We start from the raw sequence: 24,601 nt of genomic DNA on the forward strand, positions 1-24,601 counted from the left end.
CGTGAAACCCTCCCCCCTTGCTGCGCCGTGAGACCCGGGGTCGCGGGTGAGTTGAACCCGGGCGCTGCCACTGCCCCAACGCTTAGGCGCGGCTGGTCCACATCACCGAACACGTTCGGGGCCACATGCGGTTGCCATGTGGGTATCCCACGCGGTCTCTGGTTTCGCAGCGTTCCCCCGCGTACTGCGCATCAGGGACGTGTCCCGGCGGAGGATCTGCGGACGCTCCGCGAGACGTCTGTTGCGCGGTGGTGGCCGTCCGACAAGGATCCAGGTCACACCGGCGATGAGATGAGAGAGCTGCCCGTGGAGTGCCGCGCTGCGAAGGAGGTCGTCTGTGAGGGGGCGTGACCCACACGCACGCGGGCTACCGAGTCACAGGAGCTGGTGACGATGACGTTCTCCGACCTGTCGCAACTGGCGATGGGGGTGGCTCCCAAGTCGACGGATGACAAGCAACGGGCGGCAGACCGGATGCACAGCCGCCCGTCTTCCGGTCGTCGACCCGTGCCATGGTGAGGCGAAGCGTGTGAATGCGGGGTCGCCGTCTGATACCCGTCCGACCATCCTTGGCGGACCCGCTCGTCGACCGGTCGAGTGACAACCGGAGCGTGGGGCGATGGGGATGCGCGAGCTGAGGACGGGCTTGTCTACTATCCGTTTTTCGTGATCCGTCTTCGGGCTATGAGTCCTCCCCCCGCGCGATGCGTTCCCCGCCGCGACGACCGCGCGCCGGGCGTGTGGATGCAGGTGTCAGAGGCACGCCGATCAGGGCGGAGTGGCGGGGGATGTCTCCGCGTGAGGTGAGACAACGTCGTGCGCAGATCAGTGGCCCCTTGCTTCGGTAGGCACACCGTGAGGACACCCGAGATCTCAGGGTGCACAGAGGATGCCCGGGGTGCTCGTCAGCCGTGCCAATCGATCTCGTTCCCATTGCGCGGAGTCGAGGGAACTCGAGGCCACATCGTCACGTTGGGCAGACGCCGTCGCATGAGCTGGTGTGACGTCGAAGGGCCCGCGAACGCTCCACTCGGGTAAGCACCGTGAACCGTTGCGAACGTGACATGAACCCGTGGCAACCGTCGCACAGCCGTGCAGACGCGTCGGTGAGTGGACGTGGGGTGCGACGGCGGCTCCGTCGTTTCGTCTGGATGTGCGCGCGGGGCGGGATGTTTCACGTGAAACACGGGCACTGACGCACACGCCCTCCCCCGCGCCGGGCGGGTCGCGGCCCGTCGTTACCGGCCCGAAGTCACCCTCTCCGGCACATCGAGCACGCCGTGCGGAACTGGGATACGGAGATGGCTGCGATGTTCCTCGGGGAACGACTGGCACCAGTATCACTGGACGGCCCATGTCCCACCCGCACCGAGACACGGCCATCCTTCGAGCGCGGGACTGTTCAGGCCCCTCGGTCGATGGACGACGGAGGTCGGGGTACGTCGAGATGGACGCCCTGATCCGCTCTCTCCCGGAGCCCGCCAGACAGTCGCGACCGAGGGTGTGCGCAGAGTTGATTGCGCACCTGACGGAGAGGGCGGCATCCCCGTGAGCGCCAATGGCGTGCGGCTGCCCCGCGGCGCCAGCCGCATCCTTCTTCCTGGCTCATGAGGTACGGCGGGTAGGGGTAGTCGCCTCTGCCCGGTTGAGTGTGATCGCCGCGGGTGCACGTCCGGGCTATACCGCAGCAGGCCTCAGAGTGTTTCACGTGAAACATGGCTGCGCCGTGCTGTAGTGCGCCATCGGTGCTCGGCTGCCTGACGGCGCCAGCCGAGTCTCTCCCCTGGCTTAAGAGGTGTGGCGGGTACTGGGATGGTCACGGATGTCCGGTCGAGCGGGCGAGGCGCGGTGCACCTCCGCTCTGACTCACAGCGGATCTCCGAGTGGCACACGTGAAACATGGCTGCGCCGTGGGGTGCGCCATTGGTGCGCAGTTGCCCGCGGTACCCGCGGGATCCTCCCTGCTGCCTCATGAGGTGCGGCGGGTAGTGGGATGGTCACCCCTGTCTGGTTGAGTGTGCGATCCGCAGGTGCGCGTCCGGGCTGCGTCTTCAGATCCCCAGGTGTTTCACGTGGAACATGGCGGCGCCGTGCTGTGGTGCGCCATTGGTGCGCAGCTGCCCGCGGCGTCCCCGGGATCCTTCTTGCTGGCTCATGAGGTGCGGCGGGTTAGTGGGATGGTCGCCGCTATCCGGTTGAGCGTGCGAGCCGCAGGTGCACGGGCTGCGTCTTTGGATCCTCAGGTGTTTCACGTGAAACATGACGCCGGGGTGATGGGATGCGCCACTGGTGCGGGTGCCTCGTGGTGCCAACCGGGTTCTTCGAGCTGGCTCATGAGGTGCGGCGGGTAGTGGGATGGTTCCCCCTGTCCGGTTGAGTGCGCGAGCCGCAGGTGCGCGTCAGGGCTGCGTCTTTAGATAGGTGTTTCACGTGAAACATGGTGGCGCCGTGGTGGGGTGTGCGATCGGTGCGCGGCTGCCTCACCGTGCCAGCCCAATCCCTCCTCCTGCCGCATGAGGCGCGGCGGGTACTGGGATCGTCACAGATCTCCACTTGAGATGCGACAGCCGCGGCTGCTCGTCCGCGCCGCGTTTACGCAGATCTCCAGGTGTTTCACGTGAAACAGGGCGGCGCCATGGCGGGGTGTGCCATGGATGCGGGTACCTCGTGGCGCCAACCAGCTTTCTCGCCCTGGCTCATGAGGTGCGGCGGGTACTGGGATTGAGGTCGTCCCCCATGTCCGGTTGAGCGTGGCAGCCGTATTCCACGCGAAACAGGGTAGCCCCGCGGCAGGGGCGGCCCTGGCCCGTAAGAGAGCCGCCACCCATCGCCAGGCTCAGGCGCGCAAGCTGGACGCTCCCAGCCCCGCGCGGTCTATAGCGGCGCTGGGTATGCGCTTGGGCGGAGCCCGTCCGGCATCTCTGACTGGCGGTAGTGAATGGACGACCACTAGTCGACCGGATGGCCGAAGCACCCCGGGTGGGGGAAACCGGGATCCTTCATGGCCACCCGCGCCCTCCCCCGCATGCTGCCACCCGCGAGACCTCGCATCGGTCGCACCGATGCGGCGCGAAAGGCTGTCGGCTGTTGCCCGCCCATCCGCTGCATGCACGGGGCATGCGCGGCCCATGGCGTAACCGGATCTTCGCGCGTGACGAGGACGTATGCCGTGGCACACACACGTCGAAGAGCCGCGGCGCTTCAGGGAATGTGACCCCATAGGCCGGCTTCGGGCATCTTGCCCGAGGGGGATGTTTCACGTGAAACGTTGAACGACGTGCCAGCCCGCTCGCGGAGCATCTGGACGGATCAGTACGGCGATGACTCAGTTGTGATCGCCGAGCCCACCAAGGGAACACTGCCGGTCACGGCATCCACCAAGCAAGCAACAACGCGAACAGGTGCGGGGCACTCCCCCGCGGGTTGCGTCACCGAGACGGACATCAGAACGCGGATGCCAAGTGCCCAAGAACGCCGTTGAGAGTGTGTCCGTCGGCCAGCGCTCGCGGGCAGTGGCCATCTCTCCAGCGAAGAATCGCACACACTCGCGCATCCGCCTCGGATCACCCCGACGTAGCGACCGTCCCGCCGGTAGACTTGGGATGTTGTCCCCGGAGATGAAGGAGCGCGTTTCACGTGAAACAGTCCGGTGAGTCGTCAGGCTCCCCCTCCTTCGAAGACTCCCCGATTGCCCGTGAGATCGCCGATCTGTCGGCGCGACGCCGAGCGCTGGAGGCTACCGAGGTGACGTTGTCCGGTCGTACTCGTGTGTTCACGGTCTCCAACCAAAAGGGCGGGGTCGGAAAGACGACGACCGCCGTGAACATCTCCGCGGCGCTCGCATCACTCGGCGCGAAAGTCCTGGTCATCGACCTCGATCCACAGGGGAACGCATCGACCGCACTCGGTGTGCCCCACAACGCCGATACGGCCAGCATCTACGACGTCCTCATCGACGAGTTCCCGCTCGCTGACATCATTCAGACGAGCCCGGAGTCGCCCAACCTTCTGTGCGCGCCGAGCACGATCCATCTCGCGGGTGCGGAGATCGAGCTCGTGTCCCAAGTGGCTCGCGAGCACCGCCTGCGCGGCGCGCTTCGCGACTACCTCGCGATTGAGGACAACCACCTCGATTTCGTGATCATCGACTGCCCGCCGTCGCTGGGACTCCTCACGATCAATGCGTTCACCGCGGCGGATGAGGTTCTCATCCCGATCCAGTGCGAGTACTACGCGCTCGAGGGCTTGAGTCAGCTGCTCGGCAGCGTGCAGATGATCCAGAAGCACCTCAACCCGTCGCTGCACGTGTCGACGATTCTGCTCACTATGTACGACGGGCGGACCCGCCTCGCGCAGCAAGTGGCGGACGAAGTGCGCGAGCACTTCTCTGACGAAGTTCTCCACACGGTCATCCCCCGATCCGTCCGCGTGTCCGAAGCACCGAGCTTCGGCCAGACGGTCATCGCGTACGATGGCCAGTCAGCGGGCGCGATCGCCTACCGCGAAGCAGCGGTCGAGATTGTCGGACGCGACACCACCCCGAAGGAAGACTGATGGCCAAGAGAACCGGACTGGGCCGCGGTATCGGTGCCCTCATCCCCACGGCGGAATCGTCGGAGTCACGTCCGGTGGACGTCTTCTTCCCCGGGGCTTCGGCATCCGAGACGGCGAAGAAGGACTCGAACTCGACCGACGTCGCTGAGCCCGAGCTGGTCACCGTTCCCGGCGCACGGCTGGTGCACGTCGACCCGAGGTCGATCGTCCCGAACCCCCGTCAGCCGCGCACGCACTTCGACCCCGAGGACCTGGCGGAACTCGTCCACTCCGTTCGCGAGTTCGGCGTGCTGCAGCCGGTCGTCGTCCGCGACAAGGGTGACGGAACCTACGAGCTCATCATGGGTGAGCGTCGTACGCGCGCCTCCCGCGAGGCCGGTCTGACGTCCATCCCGGCGGTGGTCCGCGAGACCGAGGACGAGTACCTCCTCCGTGACGCCCTGCTCGAGAACCTGCACCGTTCACAGCTCAACCCGCTCGAAGAGGCGTCCGCCTACCAGCAGCTGCTCGAGGATTTCGGCATCACTCAGGAGGAACTCGCGACCCGCATCGGCCGGTCGCGGCCTCAGATCAGCAACACGATCCGTCTGTTGAAGCTCCCTGTGCCTGTCCAGCAGCGAGTCGCCGCGGGTGTCCTGAGCGCCGGTCATGCGCGAGCGATCCTCTCGCTCGAGGACCCACGTGAGATGCAGAAGCTCGCCGACAAGATCGTCAACGAGGATCTCTCAGTGCGCGCGGCCGAGGCCGCGGCGAAGATGCCGGGGGTGGCACCCGTTCGGCAGAAGCCCAAGGCAGGTTCTCGTCGTTCTGGCCTCGACGACGTGGCCGAACGGTTGGGCGATCGATTCGACACGAAGGTCCGCGTCTCGTTGACGGCAAGAAAAGGCCAGATCAACATTGATTTCGCCACGATTCAGGATCTCAATCGCATCTTGGCTGTTCTCGGCGAAGAGGGATACGCGGGCTGATCACCGCCTTATTCCCGGCTGGGCATATGCTCAACCTGCGAGACGACGAACCTCATGTCGGACCGGCGACGTACGCTGGATTGGTGACCGCGAACGACCAGAGCCCTCGCCGCCGCGCCAGTCTCGAGCTGCTGCGCGCTGAAGCCTCGGATGAACTGGCCGTCCTGATCCACGAACGCCTCCGTGGCGGTGAAGACCCGTGGGAGTTCATGGAAGACCTTCCCAGCGTCGACGAGCTGGTGGTGCTCACGCTGAGGGCCGAGAACATCGCCGAGAACGGTGGGGCTCGCCCGAACTCGTCGCGGAACTACCGTGTGCTGCGGCAGATCGCGCTCGAGTATCCCCCGCTGACGCGCGCTGTGTGGCGCATTCTCGGCGACGACGAGCCGCACCGGCGGTGGGACACCTCCGTGCGCCTCGACGCCTCCTGACGGCCGCCTGACGGCCGAACCCGACGACGACCGGATGCCATGGCCGTCGTGCGGCTTGGCGCGGCTGGCGGCCACCCCAGGCTCACGGCATCCCGTCTCGAACCGAGCGCTCCGTGCCCGGCATCCTGTATCCCGGCATCCGTCCGCGCCGGACCGGGCGAAGCCCCCGGAAACGACGAAGCCCCCGCCATCACGAGGATGCCGGGGGCTGTCGACGAGCGGAGGACTCAGCCGAGGAAGGCTGCGAGGTCCTGCTCGAGGGCGTACTTGGGCTTCGCGCCGATGATGGTCGTCTTGACCTCACCACCGTGGAAGACCTTCATCGCGGGGATGGAGGTGATCTGGTACTTCATCGCGAGATCGGGGTTCTCGTCGACGTTGAGCTTCAGGACGGTGATCTTGTCCGCGTTCTCGGACTGGATCTCGTCGAGGACGGGGGCGACCATACGACACGGTCCGCACCACTCGGCCCAGAAGTCCACGAGAACGGGACCCTCGGCCTGCAGGACGTCCTGCTCGAAGGTCGCGCTGGTCGTCGCCTTGGCGGTCATGTGCATATCTCCTTAGATGAAAGCGTTACCGGGGGAAACCCCGGTGGGCGCGGTTTTGTTCCTCAGACGACAGCGGCGTCGGGGAGGCCCTCGATCGGGCTCTCGGCGACGGCGGGCTCGCCCGCTTCACCACGCGCGGCGAGGAAGTGCTCCACGTCGAGCGCGGCCACGGTGCCGCTGCCGGCGGCCGTGATGGCCTGGCGGTAGGTCGGGTCGATCACGTCGCCGGCGGCGAACACGCCGTCGACCGACGTACGCGACGACCGACCGTCGACCCAGATGGTGCCCTGGTCGGTGAGCTGCAGCTTGTCGTGCACCAGGTGGGTGCGCGGGTCGTTGCCGATCGCGACGAACAGACCCTCGATCTCGAGGTCGCGCTCGGAACCGTCGACCGTCGACCGCAGACGCACACCGTTCACGGCCTCGTCGCCCAGGATCTCGGCGACTTCGCTGTTCCAGACGAACTCGATCTTCGGGTTCGCGAACGCGCGCTCCTGCATGATCTTCGAAGCGCGGAGCGCGTCCTTGCGGTGGATGATGTAGACCTTCGACGCGAACTTCGTGAGGAAGTTCGCCTCTTCCATCGCCGAGTCGCCGCCGCCGACGACGGCGATGGTCCGCTCGCGGAAGAAGAAGCCGTCGCACGTGGCGCACCACGACACACCGCGGCCGGACAGGCGCTCTTCGCCCTCGAGGCCGAGCTTGCGGTAGGCCGAACCGGTGGCGTAGATGATCGACGCAGCCTCGTGCACCTTGCCGCTGCCGAGGGTGACGGTCTTGACCGGGCCCTCGAGGTCGAGCGACACGACGTCGTCGTACAGGACCTCGGCGCCGAAACGCTCGGCCTGGGCCTGCATCTTGGCCATGAGGTCGGGTCCGAGGATGCCGTCGGGGAAGCCGGGGAAGTTCTCGACGTCGGTCGTCGTCATGAGGTCGCCGCCGGCTTCGACGGAGCTCGCGACGACGAGGGGCTCGAGGTTGGCTCGGGCAGCGTAGATCGCGGCCGTGTAGCCGGCCGGGCCCGATCCGATGATGATGACGTGACGCACGGTGGCGCGTTCCCTTCGTTGATTCCGTCGGATGAAACACATGCTAGCCCGGCGGTATTCCGCCGTCCGGGGGCTAGCGATTGGGCAGGAAACGCCGCCCGAGAGCGAGCGCGGGCGCGAGTTCGGGGGTGCGCAGCAGAGCGAGGATGCCGAGATACACCGCGAGCACGACCGTGCCGATGATCGCGGCTCCGGCGGCCCCGGCGAGGGCGCTGTTCGTGGTCCAGCCCGCCGGTCCGCCCAGCAGCAGCGAGACGCCGAAGCCCGCGGCGGCGGCGGGGATCGCGGCCAGGGTGAACTTCAGCAGGGCGAGGAGCCACGAGGCCGTGCCGATGCCCGAGAGACGCCGGTGCAGCAGCACGGTGGCGACGACGACCTGCACGATGCTCGCGAACGACTGCGTCAGCGCCACCCCCGCGGCCAGTTCTCCCCGGTCGAGGATCGCTCCGGCGGCCAGGGCTCCCCCGGCGACGAGCACGCACTGCAGGAGCGTGAAGAAGAACGGCGTGCGGGTGTCGTTGTAGGCGTAGAACGTGCGCTGGACGACGAAGAGGACGGCGAGGGGCACGAGGCACACGAGGAAGCACAGCAGCACGGGAGCGGCGGCCGCGGCCTGTTCCGGGCCGTTGGTGAAGATGCGGCTCGCCGGGACCGCGGCGACGGCGAGGGCCGCCGTGGCGGCGACGATGAAGAACCCGAGGGTGCGGATGCTGCGGGAGATGTCGGCGCGGACTTCGTCGTGACGCCCGGCCGCGGCGTGCTCGCTGAGCTGCGTGAAGTACGGCGTCCCGATCGACAGCACGATGATCGAGTACGGGAGCATGAAGAGCAGCCACGCGTTCTGCGAGGCGAAGATGGCGGGATCCTCTCCCGACGCCCCCGAGAGCACGTTCGACTGCACGATGCCGGCCAGCTGACCGGCGACGACCATGAGGAACGTCCAGCCCGCGAGACGGCCGATGTGCCGCAGCCCCACACCCTTCCACTGGAAGTCGGGTCGCAGGGCGAGCCCGGCGCGTCGCCAGAAGAACAGCAGCACGAGCGTCTGCACGACGATTCCGATGGTGGCGGTCCCGGCGAGGACCGCGATCATCCCCGGGGTCCAGTCCTGCACGACGGTCTGAGGCCCGCCGAACACGAGGATGAACGCCCCGAAGCCCGCGATGGACACGATGTTGTTGACGATCGGCGCCCACGTGTACGGGCCGAAGACGCGCCGGGCGTTGAGGATCTCGCCGAGGAGGGCATACAGGCCGTAGAAGAAGATCTGCGGGAGGCACCAGTACGCGAACGCCGTCGACAGAGCGAGCTGGTCGGGGGTGAACTTGCTCGCGTACACCTGGACGAGCAGCGGCGCGGCGATCATGGCGAGCGCCGTCGCGCCGAGCAGCCCCACCGTGCCGAGGGTGAACAGCTTCGAGATGAAGGCCTGGCCCCCATCGGCGTGCGCGGCCGCCTTGACGATCTGCGGGACGACGACCGCGGTCAGCAGGCCCGTCGAGATGATCGCGTAGATGTTGTTCGGCAGCTGATTCGCGACGGCGAACGCGTCGCCGGCGCCGCTGATGGAACCGATCGCGGCGACCAGGACGATCGTGCGGACCAGTCCGCTCACGCGCGAGACGATCGTCCCCGCCCCGATGAGCACACTGGCCCGTCCGATACTGCTCACGGGCTCTTCTCCTGTGGGGTGTCCGAGGGGGTGGGGGCATCCGATGCGTCCTCGGATGCCGCGGCATCCTCGGTCTGGGTGCGCCGTCGACGCGCGATGGTGCGGAGGATGCCGACGCCGAGGAACACGACGACGAGTCCGATGATGACGATGAGCCCGATGCTCTCCCACTCGGCACGGACTTCGACCTGCACGTTCTGCCGGCTGCCGATGAGCTCGCCCGTCGGGCTGTACAGCTGCATCGCGACGTCGACCTCGCCGTTGGCGATGCGGGCTTCGACGGGCACCTCGATGCGGGTGTTCGCGGACGCCTGGGCCTCGATCGGTGTGGTCGCCTGCACGCGCAGGCGGGCGTCGTCGGGTTGTGAGCGCAACACCACCGAGATCGGCCAGGGCAGGTCGTTGCGCACCCAGGGGCGCAGGGGCGCGCTGGAGCTGACGAGACGGAAGTCCGACGAGAGGATGCCGACGGAGTCGAGCGTCGTCTGCGTCGCGGCGCGGTGGTCGGTGACGGCCTGGCGGGCGGCATCCCCGGTCCAGGCGACGCTCAACGTCTGCAGGACCTCCGCGCGCTCGCGCCCGGTGAGGAGCTCGGGCTGGTCGAGGATCGTCGCGAAACGGTCGATCACCTGCTCGTCCGAGAGGAGGTCGGCGACGTCGGCGGCGCGGGCGGCATCCGGTTCGGAATTCCCGAGCGCGACCTCCGTCGCGGGTGCCGCGCCGACCGCGGCGAACGTCGACGGCGTGTAACCGGGGGCGGATGCCAGGGCGCCCAGGGTCGCGCGCAGACTGCCGCGCGAACGGTCGGTGCCGCGGTCCAGCACGGCGAGCACGGGACGGTCGGCGGTGCCGGTGCGGGCGAACGCGAGGTGGCCGGCCGCGGCCGCCAGAGCAGATCCCCGCCGGGCGCTGTCATTCTCGGCGGCGGCGGCGGTGAGGGCGCGTGAGACCTCGGTGTCGTAGACGGGGGTGGACACCCCGCCCACGGTCGCGCTCGCAGTGCCGGGCGCAGCGCCGAGGTTGCTCGAGCCGACGAGGACCCGGGCGGGAGCCGCGTCGGTGCCGAGCGCGCCGAGGGCGGTCACGACGCCGGGGTCGACCGAGCCGGTGGCGGGCCAGAAGACGTTCGCCGTCGCGCTTCCGATGTCGAGCAGCGCCGCGAGGTCGGGAAACGAGGGCTGTCCGGGCGCCGGGGTCGCGCCCGGGCTCGGCGCGACGGCGGATCCGGGCTGGGTGAAGTCGGCCGCGGCCATGTAGGCCTGCAGCGACGTGGGGTGCAACGGCGTCGTCACGCCCGCCCGAATCTGCGACGACAGATCGGCGTCACCGAACTGCAGGGCGAAGCGGTCGTTCGGTAGCGAGAGCAGGCGCTGCAGCCAGGCGGTCGCGGTCGGCGGCGCGGACGACCCGAGCACACGGATCGAGGCCGGGAGGGCCGGATCGATCGCGAGGGTGGCGAGCGTGCCGGCCACCGCATCGAGCTGGGCCGACAACGCGCCGTCGACCGCGGTCAACTCGGCCAGTTCGCTCGCGGTGAGAAGGCCACGGATGCGCGGAGCGGCCGTGATCGGCACGACGACGGCGAGAGGAGTGGCCGCGCCGTCGGCGGGGATGACGACGACCGTGGGGGCCTGGAGCGACGTTCCTCCGTCGGTGCGCACGAGCACGGGGTACACCCCCGGCGCGCGGCCGACGAGCGCCGGGTCGGTGCCGGGAACGGTGAACGACACCGAGGTCTGTGTGCCGGAGGCGGTGGCATCCAGGGTGCCCGTCGCGATCTGCTGCAGTGCGACGCCGGACGCGTCCCCGCTCAGCCACCGCGTGAGCGCGGCGTCGTCGCCGAGCGCGGAGGTACCGATCGACAGCGCCGCCGAACTCGCCGTGGCACTCGTGCCGGCGGGAGCGGCGAGGGTCGCGAGCACGGCGAGAGTGTCGCCCGGGCGCAGGATGCCGTTGCCGCTCGGGGCCGCCGCCAGGGTCGGGGGCGCCGCGCTCGCGGACGGGCTGGGCGACGGCGTCGCGGCCGCCGTCGCCGCCGCCGGGACCGCCAAACCGACCGCGAGCGCGGCCGCGGCGAGGGTCGCCAGCAATCGGCGCGTGAAGGGGCGCCGCAGCACGGGTGAGCCCGAGGGCAGGGAGGTCACGGTCATACGAGCGTCGGTGGGCGAGGCGGCCTCGCACCGCGACGAGTCTAGGCCCGCGCACCTCGGAGCCCCCCGATAGCCTCGCGCAGACGATTGAATGGACCGGTGCTCCCCGAACCCGACCCGATCCTGTGCCGTGCTCTCGCCGACGACCTGCGCTCCGCGGGCTTCTCGGGGGCGGCTCTGCGCGACGCGTGGGGCGAGCAGGCGGATGACGCCGTGTCCCGCGGTCTGCGTCAGCCGGCCCTGCGCGCCCTGGGCGATCGGCGCGACGCGCTCGCGACGCTCGGCCGGCTGTGGTGCCTCGGGTTCGCCGTCGACGTCGAGGCCGCGGCCGCGGCACTGCCGAACCTCGGTGTGGCGGGGGCCGTGTCGCTCGGGCTCGTCGGGATCGACGGCGACCGCGTGGTCCCCGCGGTCCTCGTGCGCCCGCAGCCGTTCGGCGACGCGGACGGCAGCGTGGAGTGGTGGATCGCGAGCGACCTCGACGAGGCGGCCCTGGGCGGACCGCTCCCCGAGGACCACGTGCTCGGCGTCGGCGGGGCCTCGCAGACCCTCGCACGCCTGCAGCTCACGTGGCGTGGCGGAACGGCTCTCGACCTCGGCACGGGGTGCGGCATCCAGGCCCTGCGGCTGCGGCGCCTCGTTCCGCACGTCGTCGCGACCGACATCTCCGAACGGGCTCTGCGCTTCACGCGCCTGAACGCCCTGCTCAACGACGTGGACGGCATCGAGACGCGCCTCGGCTCGCTCTTCGACCCCGTCGAGGGTGAGACATTCGAGCGGGTGGCATCCAATCCCCCGTTCGTGATCACTCCGCGCGTCGCGGGGGTCCCGGCGTACGAGTACCGCGACGGCGGGCTCGAGGGGGACGCGCTCGTGGCCTCGGTCGTCGCGGGGGTCGCCGCGCACCTGTCGCCGGGCGGGGTCGCGCAGTCGCTCGGCAACTGGGAGTACCGCCACGGGCACTCGGGTCTGGATCGGATCCGAGAGTGGGTCGATCCCTCGCTGGACGCCTGGGTCATCGAGCGCGAGGTGCTCGACCCGCTCGCGTACGCCGAGCTGTGGGTGCGCGACGGCGGCACGGTGCCCGGAACCCCCGCGTACGCCCGGCTGATCGACGCGTGGCTCGACGACTTCGCGCAGCGGGGCGTGACCGGCATCGGGTTCGGATACGTGCTGCTGCGGCGTCCGCTCGCGGGAGCCCCGACCCTCGCGCGGTACGAGCGCGTTGCCGGCGGAGGCGAGTCCACGTTCGGGCCGCACCTCGCGGCATGCCTCGAGAACCACGACCGCGCCGCCCTGCTCGACGACGAGGGGCTGGCATCCGCGATCCTCCGCGTCGCGCCCGACGTCACCGAGGCCCGCCACCACCGCCCGGGCGAGGAGTCGCCGTCGGTGATCGAGCTGCGCCAGGGCGGCGGCTTCGGTCGCACGCTCGAGGTCGACTCGGCGCTCGCCGCGCTCGTGGGCGCGTGCGACGGCGACCTCGCCGTCGGTCCGCTCGTCGACGCGATCGCGCAGCTGCTGGAAGTGGATGCCGACGAGCTCCGCGCCGACATCCTGCCCCGGGTGCGCGAGCTCATCGTCACCGGATTCCTGACGTTCACGGACGCGTGAGTTCGGGCGCGCGTTGCGCGTTGATCGCCGAGACCGCATCTCACTGACATCTGCGATGCAGTTTGCAGGGGAATTGTCAGCCGGATGCAGTCTCGCGGCCCCCGTTAGGCTCGAAGGCATGCTGAACATGGCCGAGGGTGTCGCGCGCCTCGGTGAGCTCGCCGAGCACCCCGTCGTCTCGACGCTCGCTCGCGTGTTCGCCGACGCCGGTCGCGACCTCGCGATCGTCGGCGGTCCGGTGCGCGACGCGCTGCTCGGCCGCACGACCCACGACTTCGATTTCACGACCGACGCGCGCCCCGACGAGATCCTGGCGCTCGTGAAGCCCGTGTCGTCGGTGCAGTGGGACGTCGGGCGGGCCTTCGGCACGATCGGCGCCAAGGTGCGCGGCGAACAGGTCGAGATCACGACGTACCGCGCCGACAGCTACGACGGCGTCACGCGCAAGCCCACAGTCGAGTTCGGCGACACCCTCGAGGCCGACCTCAGCCGCCGCGACTTCACCGTCAATGCGATGGCGCTGCGCGTCCCCGCCCGCACGCTCGTCGATCCGACCGGCGGTGTCGAAGACCTCCTCGCGCAGCGTTTGCGCACCCCCATCGACCCGGCCGTCAGCTTCGGCGACGACCCGCTGCGCATGCTGCGGGCGGCCCGGTTCGCGTCCCAGCTCGAGTTCACGGTCGACCCCGACACCCTGGATGCCATCGCCGAGCTGCGCGGAACGCTCGAGATCGTGAGCCCCGAACGCGTGCAGTCCGAGCTCGTGCGGCTGCTCCAGACCGATGACCCGGTGCGCGGCATCCGGGTCCTCGTCGAAACGGGGCTGATCGACGAGTTCCTGCCCGAGATCCCGGCGCTGCGCCTCGAGGTCGACGAGCACCACCACCACAAGGACGTGTACGAGCACTCCCTGACCGTGCTGCGCCAGGCGATCGCGCTCGAGAAGGAGCGGCATCCGGATGCCGGCCCCGACGTGCCGCTGCGCCTCGCCGCGCTTCTGCACGACATCGGCAAGCCCGCGACCCGGCGTCTCGAACCGGGCGGCGGCGTCACGTTCCACCACCACGACATCAAGGGCGCGCGCATGACGCGCAAGCGCCTGCAGGCGCTGCGGTTCGACGCCCACACGACGACCGTGGTGTCGCGCCTCGTGGAGTTGCACCTGCGCTTCTTCGGCTACGCCGAGGGGGCGTGGACGGATGCCGCCGTCCGCCGCTACGTCCGCGACGCCGGCGACGAGCTGGAACGCCTGCACATCCTCACGCGGGCCGACGTGACCACGCGCAACAAGCGCAAGGCCCAGCGCTTGGCATCCGCCTACGACGACATCGAGACCCGGATCGCCGCCCTGCGCGAGCAGGAGGAGATCGACGCGATCCGCCCCGAGATCGACGGCAATCGCATCCAGCAGATCCTGGGGCTGAAGCCCGGTCGCGAGGTCGGCGAGGCGTACCGCTTCCTCCTCGAGCTGCGCCTCGACGAGGGCGTCCTTGGCGAGGACGAGGCCGAGAAGCGGCTGCGCGAGTGGTGGGCTGCGCGGGGCTGAGTTTGGTCCGCACGTTTCGGGCCGTGACGGGTTTGATCGTGCAGCGGGGCGGTCACTGTGCGTCCCGGTGCATGGATCGCGCCCCATGCCCAACCGCAAGCGCAGCGGGGCGTGATCCGGCGCCCCCAATCCGCCGGATCACGCCCCGAAATCTTGATGTTCAGTCGTCCTCGTCGTGAGCCTCGGCCAGGGCCGCGACCACGAGGTGCGTGAGATCGATGCTCACGATCCTGGGCTGGTCGCTCACGGCGCCGCCGCCTCCGCGCCGGGACTGGGCGTCGCGACGGGTGCCGTCGGGGACGGTTCCGGCGAGGGGACCGCATCGGTGGGAATGGGCTGAACCCGCAGGAACGGGAACGTCGTCGGCTTCGCCTTCGCGACGTCGTCGACGTCGTCCCAGTTGATGGCGTCGGCCGGGATCTCACGCAGCGGATAGATGTTCCACGCGTCGCTGGCTCCGGGTGCGGTGTACGGCACCGGGACAGGCCCTCCCCCGCCGTAGAAGTACGAGTCGTACGGCTGTTGTCCCATCTCGCGGCCGACGGTGGTGAGCGGAGTGCCGTCCTGGTCGAAGAGCTGCACCGCCGGGAGGGCATTCCCCTCGGCGTCGAACGCGAAGATGTTGCGCACGCGCTGGCCGTCGACCGAGAGCCCGGGGACGTACGTGGCGTCGGGGATGTAGGAGTCGCGCGTCAGTGCCTGCGAGAGGGCAGTCGAGATCGCGAGGGCGAGAACGGGGAGCGCGAGCACCGCGCCGACGCTCATGACGGTGCGGAGCACGCGTACCCACGGTCGCGGGAGCCAGCGGCCGCGACCCCATTGGACGCTCAGCAGCACCGCACCGAGCAGGATGACCCAGGTGAGGGGGTTGCCGGTGACGAAGAAGACGGCGCCCAGAAGACCGCCCGAGGGTGCGCTGGGGACCAGCACGAGCATGACGAAGTAGGCCATGAGGTACCAGACGAATCCGCGCACGAGCCACCACACCGGCCGGAGCGACCGCAGCAGATCGAGCGTCCATGCGCCCGCGGGGTTCGCCGTCAGGCTCGCACCGAGTTCGCGCCATCCCTCGCGGACCTGCTGAGCCAGCGACTTCCGCGTCGCCGCAACCGCATCGCTGCGTTCCGGGAGTCCTGCGGCCGCGCGCAGTTCGGCGGCGTAGGTCGTGGCATCCGGGAGTTCGAAGTCGTCGCCGGCCTCGGTGGCCTGGTCGGAGAGATCGGCTTCGAGACCGTCGAGCAGGTCGTCGATCTCGTCGGCGGGAAGGTCGTCGAGCTGCGCGCGCACGGAGGCGGCGAACGTACGGATGTCTTCGCGAGCGGGCGTGGTGATCATCGGGCGTCTCCGATCGTGCGCAGGGTCTTCGGGCGGGCGGTGTCGTCGAGCAGGTCGGTCATCGCCGACGAGAAGTGAGCCCAGGTGGTGCGCTGCGCGTCGAGCAGCTCCCGGCCCTGGGTGTTGATCGCGTAGTACTTGCGGTGCGGTCCGCCGTCCGACGGAACGACGTAGCTCGACAGCGCGCCGGCCGAGTAGAGCCGACGCAGCGTGCCGTACACCGAGGCATCCCCCACCCCACCGAGGCCCGCATCGCGCAGGCGTCGCACGATGTCGTAGCCGTACCCGTCGTCGTGCTGCACGACCGCGAGCACGGCGGCATCCAGCACCCCCTTGAGCAGCTGCGTCGTATCCACGCGCGCCCCCTTTCGCTTGTCTGTGAGGGACAGTACCACGCGATGCGCAGTAGTGCGCGGTGCGGATGCCACCGGTGTGGCGTGCCGTGCGCGATGTTCGAAATGCCCCTCGCATGAGGGGTGATCGGGCCGTAGAACGCAATCGACGTCACCTGGGACTGCAATATCCGTCAGTGGCTTGAGGCCATGACGTGGAGAGGACTCGGCTGCATAGCTTGGCGCGGGGGCAGTGGCCTGCCGTCCTTGCGTTGACCGATCGGAGCACTTATGACACCCACGCCCACATCCCCTGAGCCCGTCGGCGACGCCTCCCGGAGCCAGCGGGGTATCTCGCGCCGGTCGATCGTCGTTGCGGGCGCATGGTCCGTCCCCGCCATCACCGTCGCTGTCGCCGCTCCATCCGCCTCTGCGTCGACCACTCTCGCCATCGTCGTCACTGAGCCGCCCACCCAGACCACGGCGTGCAGCGCGACGGTCACCCCCATTCGTTTCACGGTCACCGAGAACGGTGCCCCCGCAGCGGGGCGTGCCGTGACGGTCACGTTGCCCGATGGCGCGCGCTTCCGTTCCGGCGTGACCGGTACCTACATCAGCGGGTCGGACGGCGTCGTTACGGTTCCAGCGGGAGACATCCTCGCCGGTCCGAAAACGGGTGTGATCTCCGCGACCGTTTCTGGTGCGAATATCCAGACCGCTTTCCCCGTCCGGACGACGGGTGCCTTGCAGTACGGCTCGAAGGCGGCGAATATCGCTGCGGCGAGTAATTCCGGTTTCGTGCGTCTGTCGGCGTCGGATAACGGTGCGGTCGCGGTGAAGGCGAACGGTGAGGTCTGGCGTACCACGTCGGATGCGCCGGAGTGGGTGAAGGTCGGCGATGGCGGGTCGACGGAGGCGAATCAGTCCGGCTATGTGGCTTTCGGGAACGGTGAGTCCGGGGATGCGCTGTGGGTAAAGGATGGCGCGTTGCGGTATGGCTCGACGGCGGCGAATATCGCTGCGGCGAGTAATTCCGGTTTCGTGCGTCTGTCGGCGTCGGATAACGGTGCGGTTGCCGTGAAGGCGAACGGTGAGGTCTGGCGTACGACCTCGGCAGAGCGCCCGTGGGTCAAGGTCGGCGATGGCGGGTCGACGGAGACCAACCAGTCCGGGTACGTGAATTACTCGAATGGCACGACGGGTGACGCCCTGTGGATCAAGACGACCACCACCTGCGCGGTCTGACGGCGGATCAAGGGAATTGACCGCCCCGACGGGGCGGTGGTGGCGGGGGATCTCGACGCTGATTGAGCTTCGAGGTCTCCCGTCGCCGGGATTACAATGTTCGATTTCGGTGACTGAAATGCGCTCGAGCTAGATGCGTCTTACTATTTCCTCGAGGTGCGCCCATGAAGAATGACCACTCCGCACTCGGCTCCCTCAGGTTTCACGATGGTGTCGGATGGCTCGGATCGATCGGGTTTCAGCGCATCACGGCCAGGACGACAGACGTCGAGGTGCTGCGGAAGGTCTTCAGTGACGCGGGGGCGAGCCTCCTTCCACCGATCAGACCCGTCGATATGGACCTCGCGGCACTACGGTTCGACTCGTTCTTGGTCGCGCGATTCACCACGCGATCTCTCGCGATGGAGTGGACTCGTGCGCGGCCGCGCTCTAGTCGGCGGTTCCTTGCCCTGTTCGTGATGTCCGGCGCCGTCGCAGTGACCACCGACGTGCCGCGAACGGTCGTAGAGAACAATGGCGTCTTCGTGGTTCGCCCGGGGAGCGACCGGATCGTGACCGAGTTTCTGGTCCCCTCCGAGGTTGTCGTGTTCACGTTCGATCGGGACGAGGTCGGTGGACTGAGCGAGGGTCCGCTGTCGCCCGAGCCGATGTCGATGACGTCGCCTGTGCTCCGCTCAGCCTGCACATTCATGTGCGGGTTGGTGGACAGCAGAACCGCGGACGACGAGGGGAACGTCTCGGTTCTGCGGGAGCTGACTCGCGGCATGGCGCGCGCACTCGTGCAGGAGGCATCGGGCGTCGCGGAGCAGGCGGATGACGAGTTCGACCGCATCATCCTCATCCTCAAGCGCAACGCGCACGCACCGAGTTTCGGTCCCGACCAGGTGAGCGAGGTGTTGGGGATGTCGCGACGAAGCCTGGAGAGGATCTTCTCTGCACACGGTCGTACGTTCGCTCAGACCCTGAGAGAGGTGCGGGTGGAGGCAGCGCTTCAGCTCTTGCGCGAGGAGCCTCCCCACAGTTTGGAGGAGGTCGCCGAGCGGAGTGGCTTCGGATCGGTCGACTCGTTGCGGCGAGCCTGCCTGCGCCACCTCGGAAAGACGCCCCGAGACATTCGCGACGCCGGCGGACTCATCGAATCGCCGTCGCAGTCACGCGCCAGCTGACCTCGGTCGGGTGAGTGTCGCCACCACGACTACCGAGGGGGTGGCATCCACTCCCGGATGCCACCCCCTCGACGCTCTGGCCGGTCTGGGGCCGCGAAACGGCAGATGGGGCGGTCCATTGCGCGCCCCACTGCACGGATCACGCCCCGAACGCCCGGCATCGAACGCCCCGGAGCGCGACGCCCGCTTACGGAACGACGACCGCGCGGCCGCGCACCTCGCCGTGGTGCAGGCGCTGGTAGGCCTCGACGGCGGAGTCGATGTCGTACTTCTCGACGTGCACGCCCACGGCGCCGCTGCGGGCGAGGTCGAGCACCTCGATCAGCTCGCTGCGGGTGCCCCAGTACGGCGCGCGCACGGCGGCGCCCATCGGCGTCGAGAAGAAGCCGGCGGGCAGGATGCCACCACCGATGCCGACGATGTGGATGAAGCTGTTGATCGCCGCGACCTCGCGGGCCAGGTCGATCGTCGGCTGCGCGCCGACGAAGTCGAACACCGCCGACGCGCCGAGGCCGCCGGTGAGCTCGCGGATCCGCTCGGCGGCGTGCTCGTCGGAGGTCACCGTGTGGTGGGCGCCGACCTCGCGGGCGAGGGCGAGCTTGTCTTCGCTGACGTCGACCGCGATGACGGTGGCCTGCGTGATCGCGCGGAGGATCTGCACGCCCACGTGTCCGAGGCCGCCGACGCCGATCACAACGGCCGTCGCACCGGGGTACAGCTTCTCTTTCGCGGCGACGATCGCGTGGTACGGGGTGAGTCCGGCATCCGTCAGCGAGACCGTCTCGACGGGGTCGAGGTCGCCGAGCGGCACGAGGTGGCGCGGGTCGTCGACGATGACGTACTCGGCCATGGCGCCCGGGCTGCCGAGTCCGGGAGGGGTGATGCCCATCGCGGCGGCGTAGGGGCAGTAGTTCTCGGCGCCGCTGGCGCACGCGTGGCAGCGACCGCAGCCCCAGGGGCCGTAGATGGCGTACGCGGCGCCGATCTCGACGCCCTCGACACCCTCGCCGAGCTCGTCGACGACGCCCGCGCCCTCGTGGCCCAGGGTCAGGGGCAGGCCGTAGGTGTACTGCTCCTCGGGCAGGTCCATGACGAACCAGTCCGAGTGGCACAGGCCCGCAGCGGTCACCTTCAGGCGCACCTGACCGGGGCCGGGGTGGGGATCGTCGATCTCGACGACCTCGGGTCCTCTACCGATCTCCCGGTACTGCACTGCCTTCATGGCATCCCTTTCTGTCGGTGGTTCGGGTACTTCCACCGTCCTCCCGTCGCGGGGGCGTGTCGAGGGGGGTGGCGGCGTTTTCCGCGCTTGAGAACGGAACTCATCAATGCACGTGAATGGACTGGCGGATGCCGGGAGCGACACGCCGACGCGAGCGCGCTGGTGCCGCGAGGTCGGCTCCGCTTGTGTCGCGCCCCGCCGGTTCGGGGCGCGGAACGTGGCCCCGGGGCGTTGTGCGTGGCCCCGGGGCCACCGAGGCTGCTTCCGCACGCGGCCCGCAGCGCCAGGTGCCTGGCATCCCGCCGTGAACCCTGCCGCGGTGGCACGCGCCGACCTACACTGGTGCCACCTCCGTCACCGTCGATGGGAGTCCCGTGCCTTCTCCATGGTCGCGACCGACCATCTCCCCCGAGACCTCGGGATTGCTCATCGCGCGTGCGCACGACGAACTCCTCGCGGGCAACGACGATCGCCGTCTCGACGACGTGAGGCCCCTGGTGCAGGACTCGTGGCGGCGGTCGCTGGCATCCCTCGTCGGACCCGAAGGCCTGCCGACGCTCGAGTTCGCGAGCGACGAGCTCGAGGCGTACCGCCGGGCTCATCCGCTGGCCGGGGTCATGGACATGGTCCGCGCGCTGCTGCTGCCCGGGTCGGCCGAGGATTCCGGCGTCGTCGTGGCCGTGGGCGACGCGGCCGGGCGGCTGCTCTGGGTCGAGGGCGATCAGCGCGTCCGCACGCTCACGGGAGACATGGGTTTCGTGGCCGGCGCGAACTGGTCGGAGGATACCGTGGGCACCTCGGCCCCGGGGACGGCGCTGACCCTCGACCGGTCGGTGCAGATCCGTGGGGCCGAGCACTTCAACCGGCTCGTGCAGGCGTGGTCGTGCACCGCGGCACCGGTGCACGATCCCGAGACGCGGCAGCTGTTGGGGATGATCGACGTCACGGGAGGGCCCGAGGCCGTCACCCCGCAGGCCCAATTGCTGGTGGATGCCACGGCCCGGGCGATCGAGAGCGAGATCCTCGTCGCACGGCTCCGGGCGCAGCAGACTCCTCCGCCGCGGTCCCCGCGCCGTTCCCCCGGGACGCGGGCGGTGCTGCGGATCCTGGGCCGCGACCGCGCGCTGCTGGAGGTGTCGGGCGAGACCGGCGAGACGGTGATCGAGCTCGGCGCGCGGCACGCCGAGATCCTGCTGCTCCTGGCCGTGCACCGCGAGGGCATGTCCGCTGAGGTGCTGAGCGAGGCCGTCTACGGGCACCCGGCGACCGAGACGCTGCGGCCCGAGATGGTGCGGCTGCGCCGCGTGCTCGCGCCCCTCGCGCCCGGTCTGGTGCCGGCATCCCGCCCGTATCGGCTGCTCGACGGCCTCGAGACCGACGCGCAGCAGGTGCTGTCGCTGCTCGACCGCGGGGCGCACCGCGTGGCCCTCGCCGCCTACCGCGGGCCGGTGCTGCCCGACTCCGTCGCGCCCGGGGTGGTCGAGGTGCGCGAGTCGGTGCGCTCGGCGCTGCGCGAAGCCCTGATCGAGGAAGCGGGGATCGACGTGCTGCTCGCGTACGCCGAGACCGCCGACGCGCGCGAGGACGTCGAGCTGCTGCGGTTGTGCCTCGGGATGCTGCCGGCCCGCTCGCCGAAGCGTGCTGGACTCGTGACCCGGATCGAGCGCCTCGAAGGGGACTGATGTCGGAGGCCCTGGCTACGCTGGCTGCATGGACGAACAGACGCTCGACATCTTCTCGGCTGCTCGCGCGCGACGTGACGTGGGGCGCATCCGCGAGGCCCTCGCCGAGGTCAAGGCCGGCGACATCGCTCGTGTCATCGTCCGCTCCCCTCGCTACGGGCTGTACGCCCTCGAGGGCACGGTACGCATCGGTGTCGGTGGTCAGCCGCTCGTCGGCGACGTGATCCTCGCCACGAGCGCCGAGATCCAGCGCATCGACCTCGGCATCCCCGCCCCCGAGCCGGCCTTGTCGGCCGACGTCGTCGACCCCTCGACGCTCCCCCACGGCACGCCCGTGCGCGTGACGTTCCTCACGCCCACGCACCAGACCTTCGCCGTCACCGGTCCGATCACCGCGGGCAACGACCGCTTCCTCCTCGTCGGCAGCTGGATCGTCGCCGACGACCGCGCCATCGCCCCGCGCGTGCAGAGCATCGAGCGTCTCGACAACGTCGACCTGCACGAGGTCAACGTCCCGCCGCTGCGATCGGTTCTGGCCGACGCCGACGCGTAATCGCACGACAGAAGGGATGCCGCGGCCTCAGGGTCGCGGCATCCGTCGTTCTGCGCCCCGCGGGGTCGGCCGCGGCCGGGCGGCTGGCGTAGTCGTGCGGTGGCGCGGGGTGCAGCGGCCGTGTGGCGCGGTCCGGCCCGGCCCCCGTGCAACCCGATGCAACGTCCCTCGGCGTACCGTCGGCGCATCGCCGCCCCAAGGCCGTTGCGGCGTTCATGACCGTCGAAGGAGACACGCATGACCATCGTCGAAGAAGGCGTTTCCAGCGTCTACGCCGCCCCCGGTTCGCGCGGGGCCGTCGCCGAGTATCGCGAGCGGTACGGGCACTACATCGGCGGGGAGTGGGTCGAGCCGCACAGCGGTGAGTACTTCGAAGACATCACCCCCGTCACGGGCAAGCCCTTCTGCGAGGTCGGTCGCGGTGACGCCGCCGACATCGACCGGGCCGTGGATGCCGCCTGGAAGGCGTTCGCATCCTGGAAGAAGACCACGGCCGCCGAGCGCAGCGTCATCCTGAACAAGATCGCCGACCGCATCGAGGAGAACCTCGAGAAGATCGCCGTCGCCGAGACGTGGGAGAACGGCAAGCCGGTGCGCGAGACGCTCGCGGCCGACATTCCCCTGACCGTCGATCACTTCCGCTACTTCGCGGGGGTGCTGCGGGCGCAGGAGGGCTCGCTCAGCCAGCTCGACGAGAACACCGTCGCGTACCACTTCAACGAGCCGCTCGGAGTGGTGGCCCAGATCATCCCGTGGAATTTCCCGATCCTCATGGCCGCGTGGAAGCTCGCTCCCGCGCTCGCCGCGGGAAACTGCGTCGTGATCAAGCCGGCCGAGCAGACGCCGGCATCCCTTCTGTTCCTGTTCGACATCATCGGCGACCTGCTGCCGGCCGGTGTCGTGAACATCGTCAACGGTTTTGGCATCGAGGCGGGGGCGCCGCTCGCGCAGCACAAGCGCGTCCGCAAGGTCGCGTTCACGGGTGAGACCACCACGGGCCGCCTGATCATGCAGTACGCGTCGCAGAACCTCATTCCGGTGACGCTCGAGCTCGGAGGCAAGAGCCCGAACCTCTTCTTCGAAGACGTCGCGCGCGCCACCGACGACCCCTACTACGACAAGGCGCTTGAGGGCTTCACGCTCTTCGCCCTCAACCAGGGCGAGGTGTGCACGTGCCCGTCGCGGGCGCTGATCCAGCGGTCGATCTACGACCAGTTCCTCGGCGACGGCCTCGCCCGCGTCGGCAAGGTGAAGCAGGGCAACCCGCTCGACCCCGAGACGATGATCGGCGCGCAGGCCTCGAACGACCAGCTCGAGAAGATCCTGTCGTACATCGAGATCGGCAAGGCCGGCGGCGCGAAGCTGCTCACCGGTGGCGAACGGGTCGACCTCGGCGGCGAGCTGTCGGGCGGCTACTACGTCCAGCCGACGGTGTTCGAAGGCACGAACGACATGCGGATCTTCCAGGAGGAGATCTTCGGCCCGGTGCTCTCGGTCACGTCGTTCGACGACTTCGACGACGCGATCTCGATCGCGAACGACACCCTCTACGGCCTGGGCGCCGGTGTGTGGAGCCGCAGCGGCGACACCGCCTACCGCGCCGGTCGGGCCATCGAGGCCGGACGCGTCTGGACCAACACGTACCACCAGTACCCGGCGCACGCCGCGTTCGGCGGGTACAAGCAGTCGGGCATCGGCCGCGAGAACCACCTCAAGATGCTCGACCACTACCAGCAGACGAAGAACCTGCTCGTGTCGTACGCCGAAGGCGCGATGGGTTTCTTCTAAGCCGGCGCCGTGGGCTGCAGCGTCTTGGCGCCGTCGTGGACGGAGCGTCGGGGCGGCGGGTCGCCGACGCTCGGTGACCCCCGGGATGCTCTCCCCGGGGGTCACACCCTTTTGGTTGGTGTTGAGGCTGTGCGTGTCCCACTTGGTGCGGGTTCGGCGGGCTGAATCGGCACATTGTGGGACGCGCGTGTGGTTTCGGTGGTGGCGTGTCCCACTTTGTGCGAGTTGCACCGGCTGAATCCGCACTTAGTGGGACATGCCTGTGGGTGACGTCGGTGGCGTGTCCCACTTGGTGCAGATCGAGCGCCGATCTCCCGCACGTAGTGGGACGCGCTCTCGAGGAATGGAGAAGAACGGATGCCAGAACTCTCCCGCGTGGACGTGACGGATGCCGCGGCCGCGCTGCTGCGCGACCTGACGGCGAAGCACGGCCCGCTGATGTTCCACCAGTCAGGCGGCTGCTGCGACGGCAGCTCCCCCATGTGTTACCCGGTGGGGATGTTCCTCACCGGCCCCAGCGACGTGCACCTCGGCAACATCGACGTCGGCCTCGACGATCCGATCGAGGTCTACATGTCGGAGTCGCAGTTCGAGTACTGGAAGTTCACGCACCTCACGATCGACGTCGTGCCGGGGCGGGGTGCGGGGTTCTCAGTCGAAGGGCCGACGGGGATGCGGTTCCTCATCCGGTCGCGGATGTTGACCGAGGAGGAGGCGGTGGCGTTCGGGGTGGGGGTGTGATG

Annotated in this window: 18 protein-coding genes; 11 read left to right on the forward strand and 7 right to left on the reverse strand. The window is 69.2% G+C overall.

Going from position 1 to position 24,601, the window contains the following annotated elements; genetic code table 11:
- Positions 1-3,636: 3,636 nt before the first annotated feature.
- The 3 genes from FE256_RS06745 (at position 3,637) to FE256_RS06755 (ending at position 5,953) form a co-directional block, all read left to right on the forward strand.
- Positions 3,637-4,554: a ParA family protein gene (locus FE256_RS06745; RefSeq protein WP_138174038.1), complete on the forward strand. Its 918-nt coding sequence runs from the start codon at positions 3,637-3,639 to the stop codon at positions 4,552-4,554.
- On the forward strand, positions 4,554-5,522 hold the full coding sequence (locus tag FE256_RS06750) for a ParB/RepB/Spo0J family partition protein (protein WP_138174040.1): 969 nt from the start codon (positions 4,554-4,556) through the stop codon (positions 5,520-5,522). Before FE256_RS06745 ends, FE256_RS06750 begins: the two co-directional genes overlap by 1 nt.
- A gap of 83 nt (positions 5,523-5,605) precedes the next feature.
- Complete coding sequence (locus FE256_RS06755; RefSeq protein WP_138174042.1) at positions 5,606-5,953, forward strand: tryptophan synthase subunit alpha; 348 nt, start codon at positions 5,606-5,608, stop codon at positions 5,951-5,953.
- A 227-nt stretch (positions 5,954-6,180) separates the two neighbouring features.
- Here FE256_RS06755 and trxA read toward each other — a convergent pair whose 3' ends face one another.
- The 4 genes from trxA to FE256_RS06775 all read right to left on the reverse strand — a co-directional run bounded on the left by trxA (position 6,181) and on the right by FE256_RS06775 (position 11,375).
- Positions 6,181-6,504 (reverse strand): thioredoxin, encoded by a 324-nt coding sequence (trxA, locus tag FE256_RS06760; RefSeq protein ID WP_138174044.1) that lies wholly within the window; start codon positions 6,502-6,504, stop codon positions 6,181-6,183.
- Positions 6,505-6,566: 62 nt separating this feature from the next.
- Complete coding sequence (trxB, locus tag FE256_RS06765) at positions 6,567-7,553, reverse strand: thioredoxin-disulfide reductase (protein WP_138174046.1); 987 nt, start codon at positions 7,551-7,553, stop codon at positions 6,567-6,569.
- Between the two features lie 73 nt (positions 7,554-7,626).
- The gene (gene murJ, locus FE256_RS06770; protein ID WP_138174048.1) at positions 7,627-9,225 is read right to left on the reverse strand and encodes a murein biosynthesis integral membrane protein MurJ; all 1,599 of its coding nucleotides are present in this window, start codon (positions 9,223-9,225) and stop codon (positions 7,627-7,629) included.
- A complete protein-coding gene (locus FE256_RS06775) occupies positions 9,222-11,375 on the reverse strand; it encodes a DUF6049 family protein (RefSeq protein WP_138174050.1) in 2,154 nt (717 codons plus the stop codon). Before FE256_RS06775 ends, murJ begins: the two co-directional genes overlap by 4 nt.
- 99 nt (positions 11,376-11,474) lie before the next feature.
- On the opposite strand from FE256_RS06775, the gene FE256_RS06780 reads away from it, so the two are divergent.
- Together FE256_RS06780 and FE256_RS06785 are read left to right on the forward strand one after the other, a co-directional pair.
- Positions 11,475-12,989 carry a DUF7059 domain-containing protein gene (locus tag FE256_RS06780; protein WP_138174052.1) on the forward strand — a complete coding sequence of 505 codons (1,515 nt, stop codon included), beginning with the start codon at positions 11,475-11,477 and terminating at the stop codon, positions 12,987-12,989.
- 118 nt (positions 12,990-13,107) lie between these two features.
- Complete coding sequence (locus tag FE256_RS06785) at positions 13,108-14,535, forward strand: CCA tRNA nucleotidyltransferase (RefSeq protein ID WP_138174054.1); 1,428 nt, start codon at positions 13,108-13,110, stop codon at positions 14,533-14,535.
- Between the two features lie 243 nt (positions 14,536-14,778).
- Here the strand turns inward: FE256_RS06785 and FE256_RS06790 are convergent, their stop codons facing one another.
- Positions 14,779-15,870 (reverse strand): hypothetical protein, encoded by a 1,092-nt coding sequence (locus tag FE256_RS06790; protein WP_138174056.1) that lies wholly within the window; start codon positions 15,868-15,870, stop codon positions 14,779-14,781.
- Positions 15,867-16,226 carry a PadR family transcriptional regulator gene (locus tag FE256_RS06795; RefSeq protein WP_138174058.1) on the reverse strand — a complete coding sequence of 120 codons (360 nt, stop codon included), beginning with the start codon at positions 16,224-16,226 and terminating at the stop codon, positions 15,867-15,869. The genes FE256_RS06790 and FE256_RS06795 overlap by 4 nt, the downstream gene beginning before the upstream one ends.
- Before the next feature lie 267 nt (positions 16,227-16,493).
- On the opposite strand from FE256_RS06795, the gene FE256_RS06800 reads away from it, so the two are divergent.
- Both FE256_RS06800 and FE256_RS18125 read left to right on the forward strand, forming a co-directional pair.
- Positions 16,494-17,447, forward strand: coding sequence for a hypothetical protein (locus FE256_RS06800; protein ID WP_138174060.1), 954 nt, complete (start codon positions 16,494-16,496; stop codon positions 17,445-17,447).
- A gap of 551 nt (positions 17,448-17,998) precedes the next feature.
- A complete protein-coding gene (locus FE256_RS18125) occupies positions 17,999-18,613 on the forward strand; it encodes a helix-turn-helix domain-containing protein (protein WP_171024240.1) in 615 nt (204 codons plus the stop codon).
- Positions 18,614-18,800: 187 nt separating this feature from the next.
- Here FE256_RS18125 and FE256_RS06810 read toward each other — a convergent pair whose 3' ends face one another.
- On the reverse strand, positions 18,801-19,835 hold the full coding sequence (locus tag FE256_RS06810) for an NAD(P)-dependent alcohol dehydrogenase (RefSeq protein WP_138174064.1): 1,035 nt from the start codon (positions 19,833-19,835) through the stop codon (positions 18,801-18,803).
- A 374-nt stretch (positions 19,836-20,209) separates the two neighbouring features.
- Between FE256_RS06810 and FE256_RS06815 the strand changes: the two genes are divergently transcribed.
- The 4 genes from FE256_RS06815 to FE256_RS06830 all read left to right on the forward strand — a co-directional run bounded on the left by FE256_RS06815 (position 20,210) and on the right by FE256_RS06830 (position 24,599).
- Positions 20,210-21,517 (forward strand): GAF domain-containing protein, encoded by a 1,308-nt coding sequence (locus FE256_RS06815; RefSeq protein WP_138174066.1) that lies wholly within the window; start codon positions 20,210-20,212, stop codon positions 21,515-21,517.
- Positions 21,518-21,545: 28 nt separating this feature from the next.
- A complete protein-coding gene (locus tag FE256_RS06820; protein ID WP_138174068.1) occupies positions 21,546-22,070 on the forward strand; it encodes a hypothetical protein in 525 nt (174 codons plus the stop codon).
- 237 nt (positions 22,071-22,307) lie between these two features.
- Complete coding sequence (gene exaC / locus FE256_RS06825) at positions 22,308-23,858, forward strand: acetaldehyde dehydrogenase ExaC (RefSeq protein ID WP_138174070.1); 1,551 nt, start codon at positions 22,308-22,310, stop codon at positions 23,856-23,858.
- A 357-nt stretch (positions 23,859-24,215) separates the two neighbouring features.
- The gene (locus tag FE256_RS06830) at positions 24,216-24,599 is read left to right on the forward strand and encodes a DUF779 domain-containing protein (RefSeq protein WP_138174072.1); all 384 of its coding nucleotides are present in this window, start codon (positions 24,216-24,218) and stop codon (positions 24,597-24,599) included.
- The last annotated feature ends 2 nt before the right edge of the window (positions 24,600-24,601 follow it).

Source organism: Microbacterium sp. 5K110 (genome assembly GCF_005774735.1).
Taxonomy (GTDB): domain Bacteria; phylum Actinomycetota; class Actinomycetes; order Actinomycetales; family Microbacteriaceae; genus Microbacterium.

Excerpts from the sequence above, each read along its gene's own strand:
- FE256_RS06750 (WP_138174040.1), top strand. The coding sequence starts at position 4,554 with ATGGCCAAGAGAACCGGACTGGGCCGCGGTATCGGTGCCCTCATCCCC.
- trxA (WP_138174044.1), bottom strand. The coding sequence starts at position 6,504 with ATGACCGCCAAGGCGACGACCAGCGCGACCTTCGAGCAGGACGTCCTG.
- FE256_RS06775 (WP_138174050.1), bottom strand. The coding sequence starts at position 11,375 with ATGACCGTGACCTCCCTGCCCTCGGGCTCACCCGTGCTGCGGCGCCCC.
- FE256_RS06785 (WP_138174054.1), top strand. The coding sequence starts at position 13,108 with ATGCTGAACATGGCCGAGGGTGTCGCGCGCCTCGGTGAGCTCGCCGAG.
- FE256_RS06790 (WP_138174056.1), bottom strand. The coding sequence starts at position 15,870 with ATGATCACCACGCCCGCTCGCGAAGACATCCGTACGTTCGCCGCCTCC.
- FE256_RS06800 (WP_138174060.1), top strand. The coding sequence starts at position 16,494 with ATGACACCCACGCCCACATCCCCTGAGCCCGTCGGCGACGCCTCCCGG.
- FE256_RS06810 (WP_138174064.1), bottom strand. The coding sequence starts at position 19,835 with ATGAAGGCAGTGCAGTACCGGGAGATCGGTAGAGGACCCGAGGTCGTC.
- FE256_RS06820 (WP_138174068.1), top strand. The coding sequence starts at position 21,546 with ATGGACGAACAGACGCTCGACATCTTCTCGGCTGCTCGCGCGCGACGT.
- exaC (WP_138174070.1), top strand. The coding sequence starts at position 22,308 with ATGACCATCGTCGAAGAAGGCGTTTCCAGCGTCTACGCCGCCCCCGGT.
- FE256_RS06830 (WP_138174072.1), top strand. The coding sequence starts at position 24,216 with ATGCCAGAACTCTCCCGCGTGGACGTGACGGATGCCGCGGCCGCGCTG.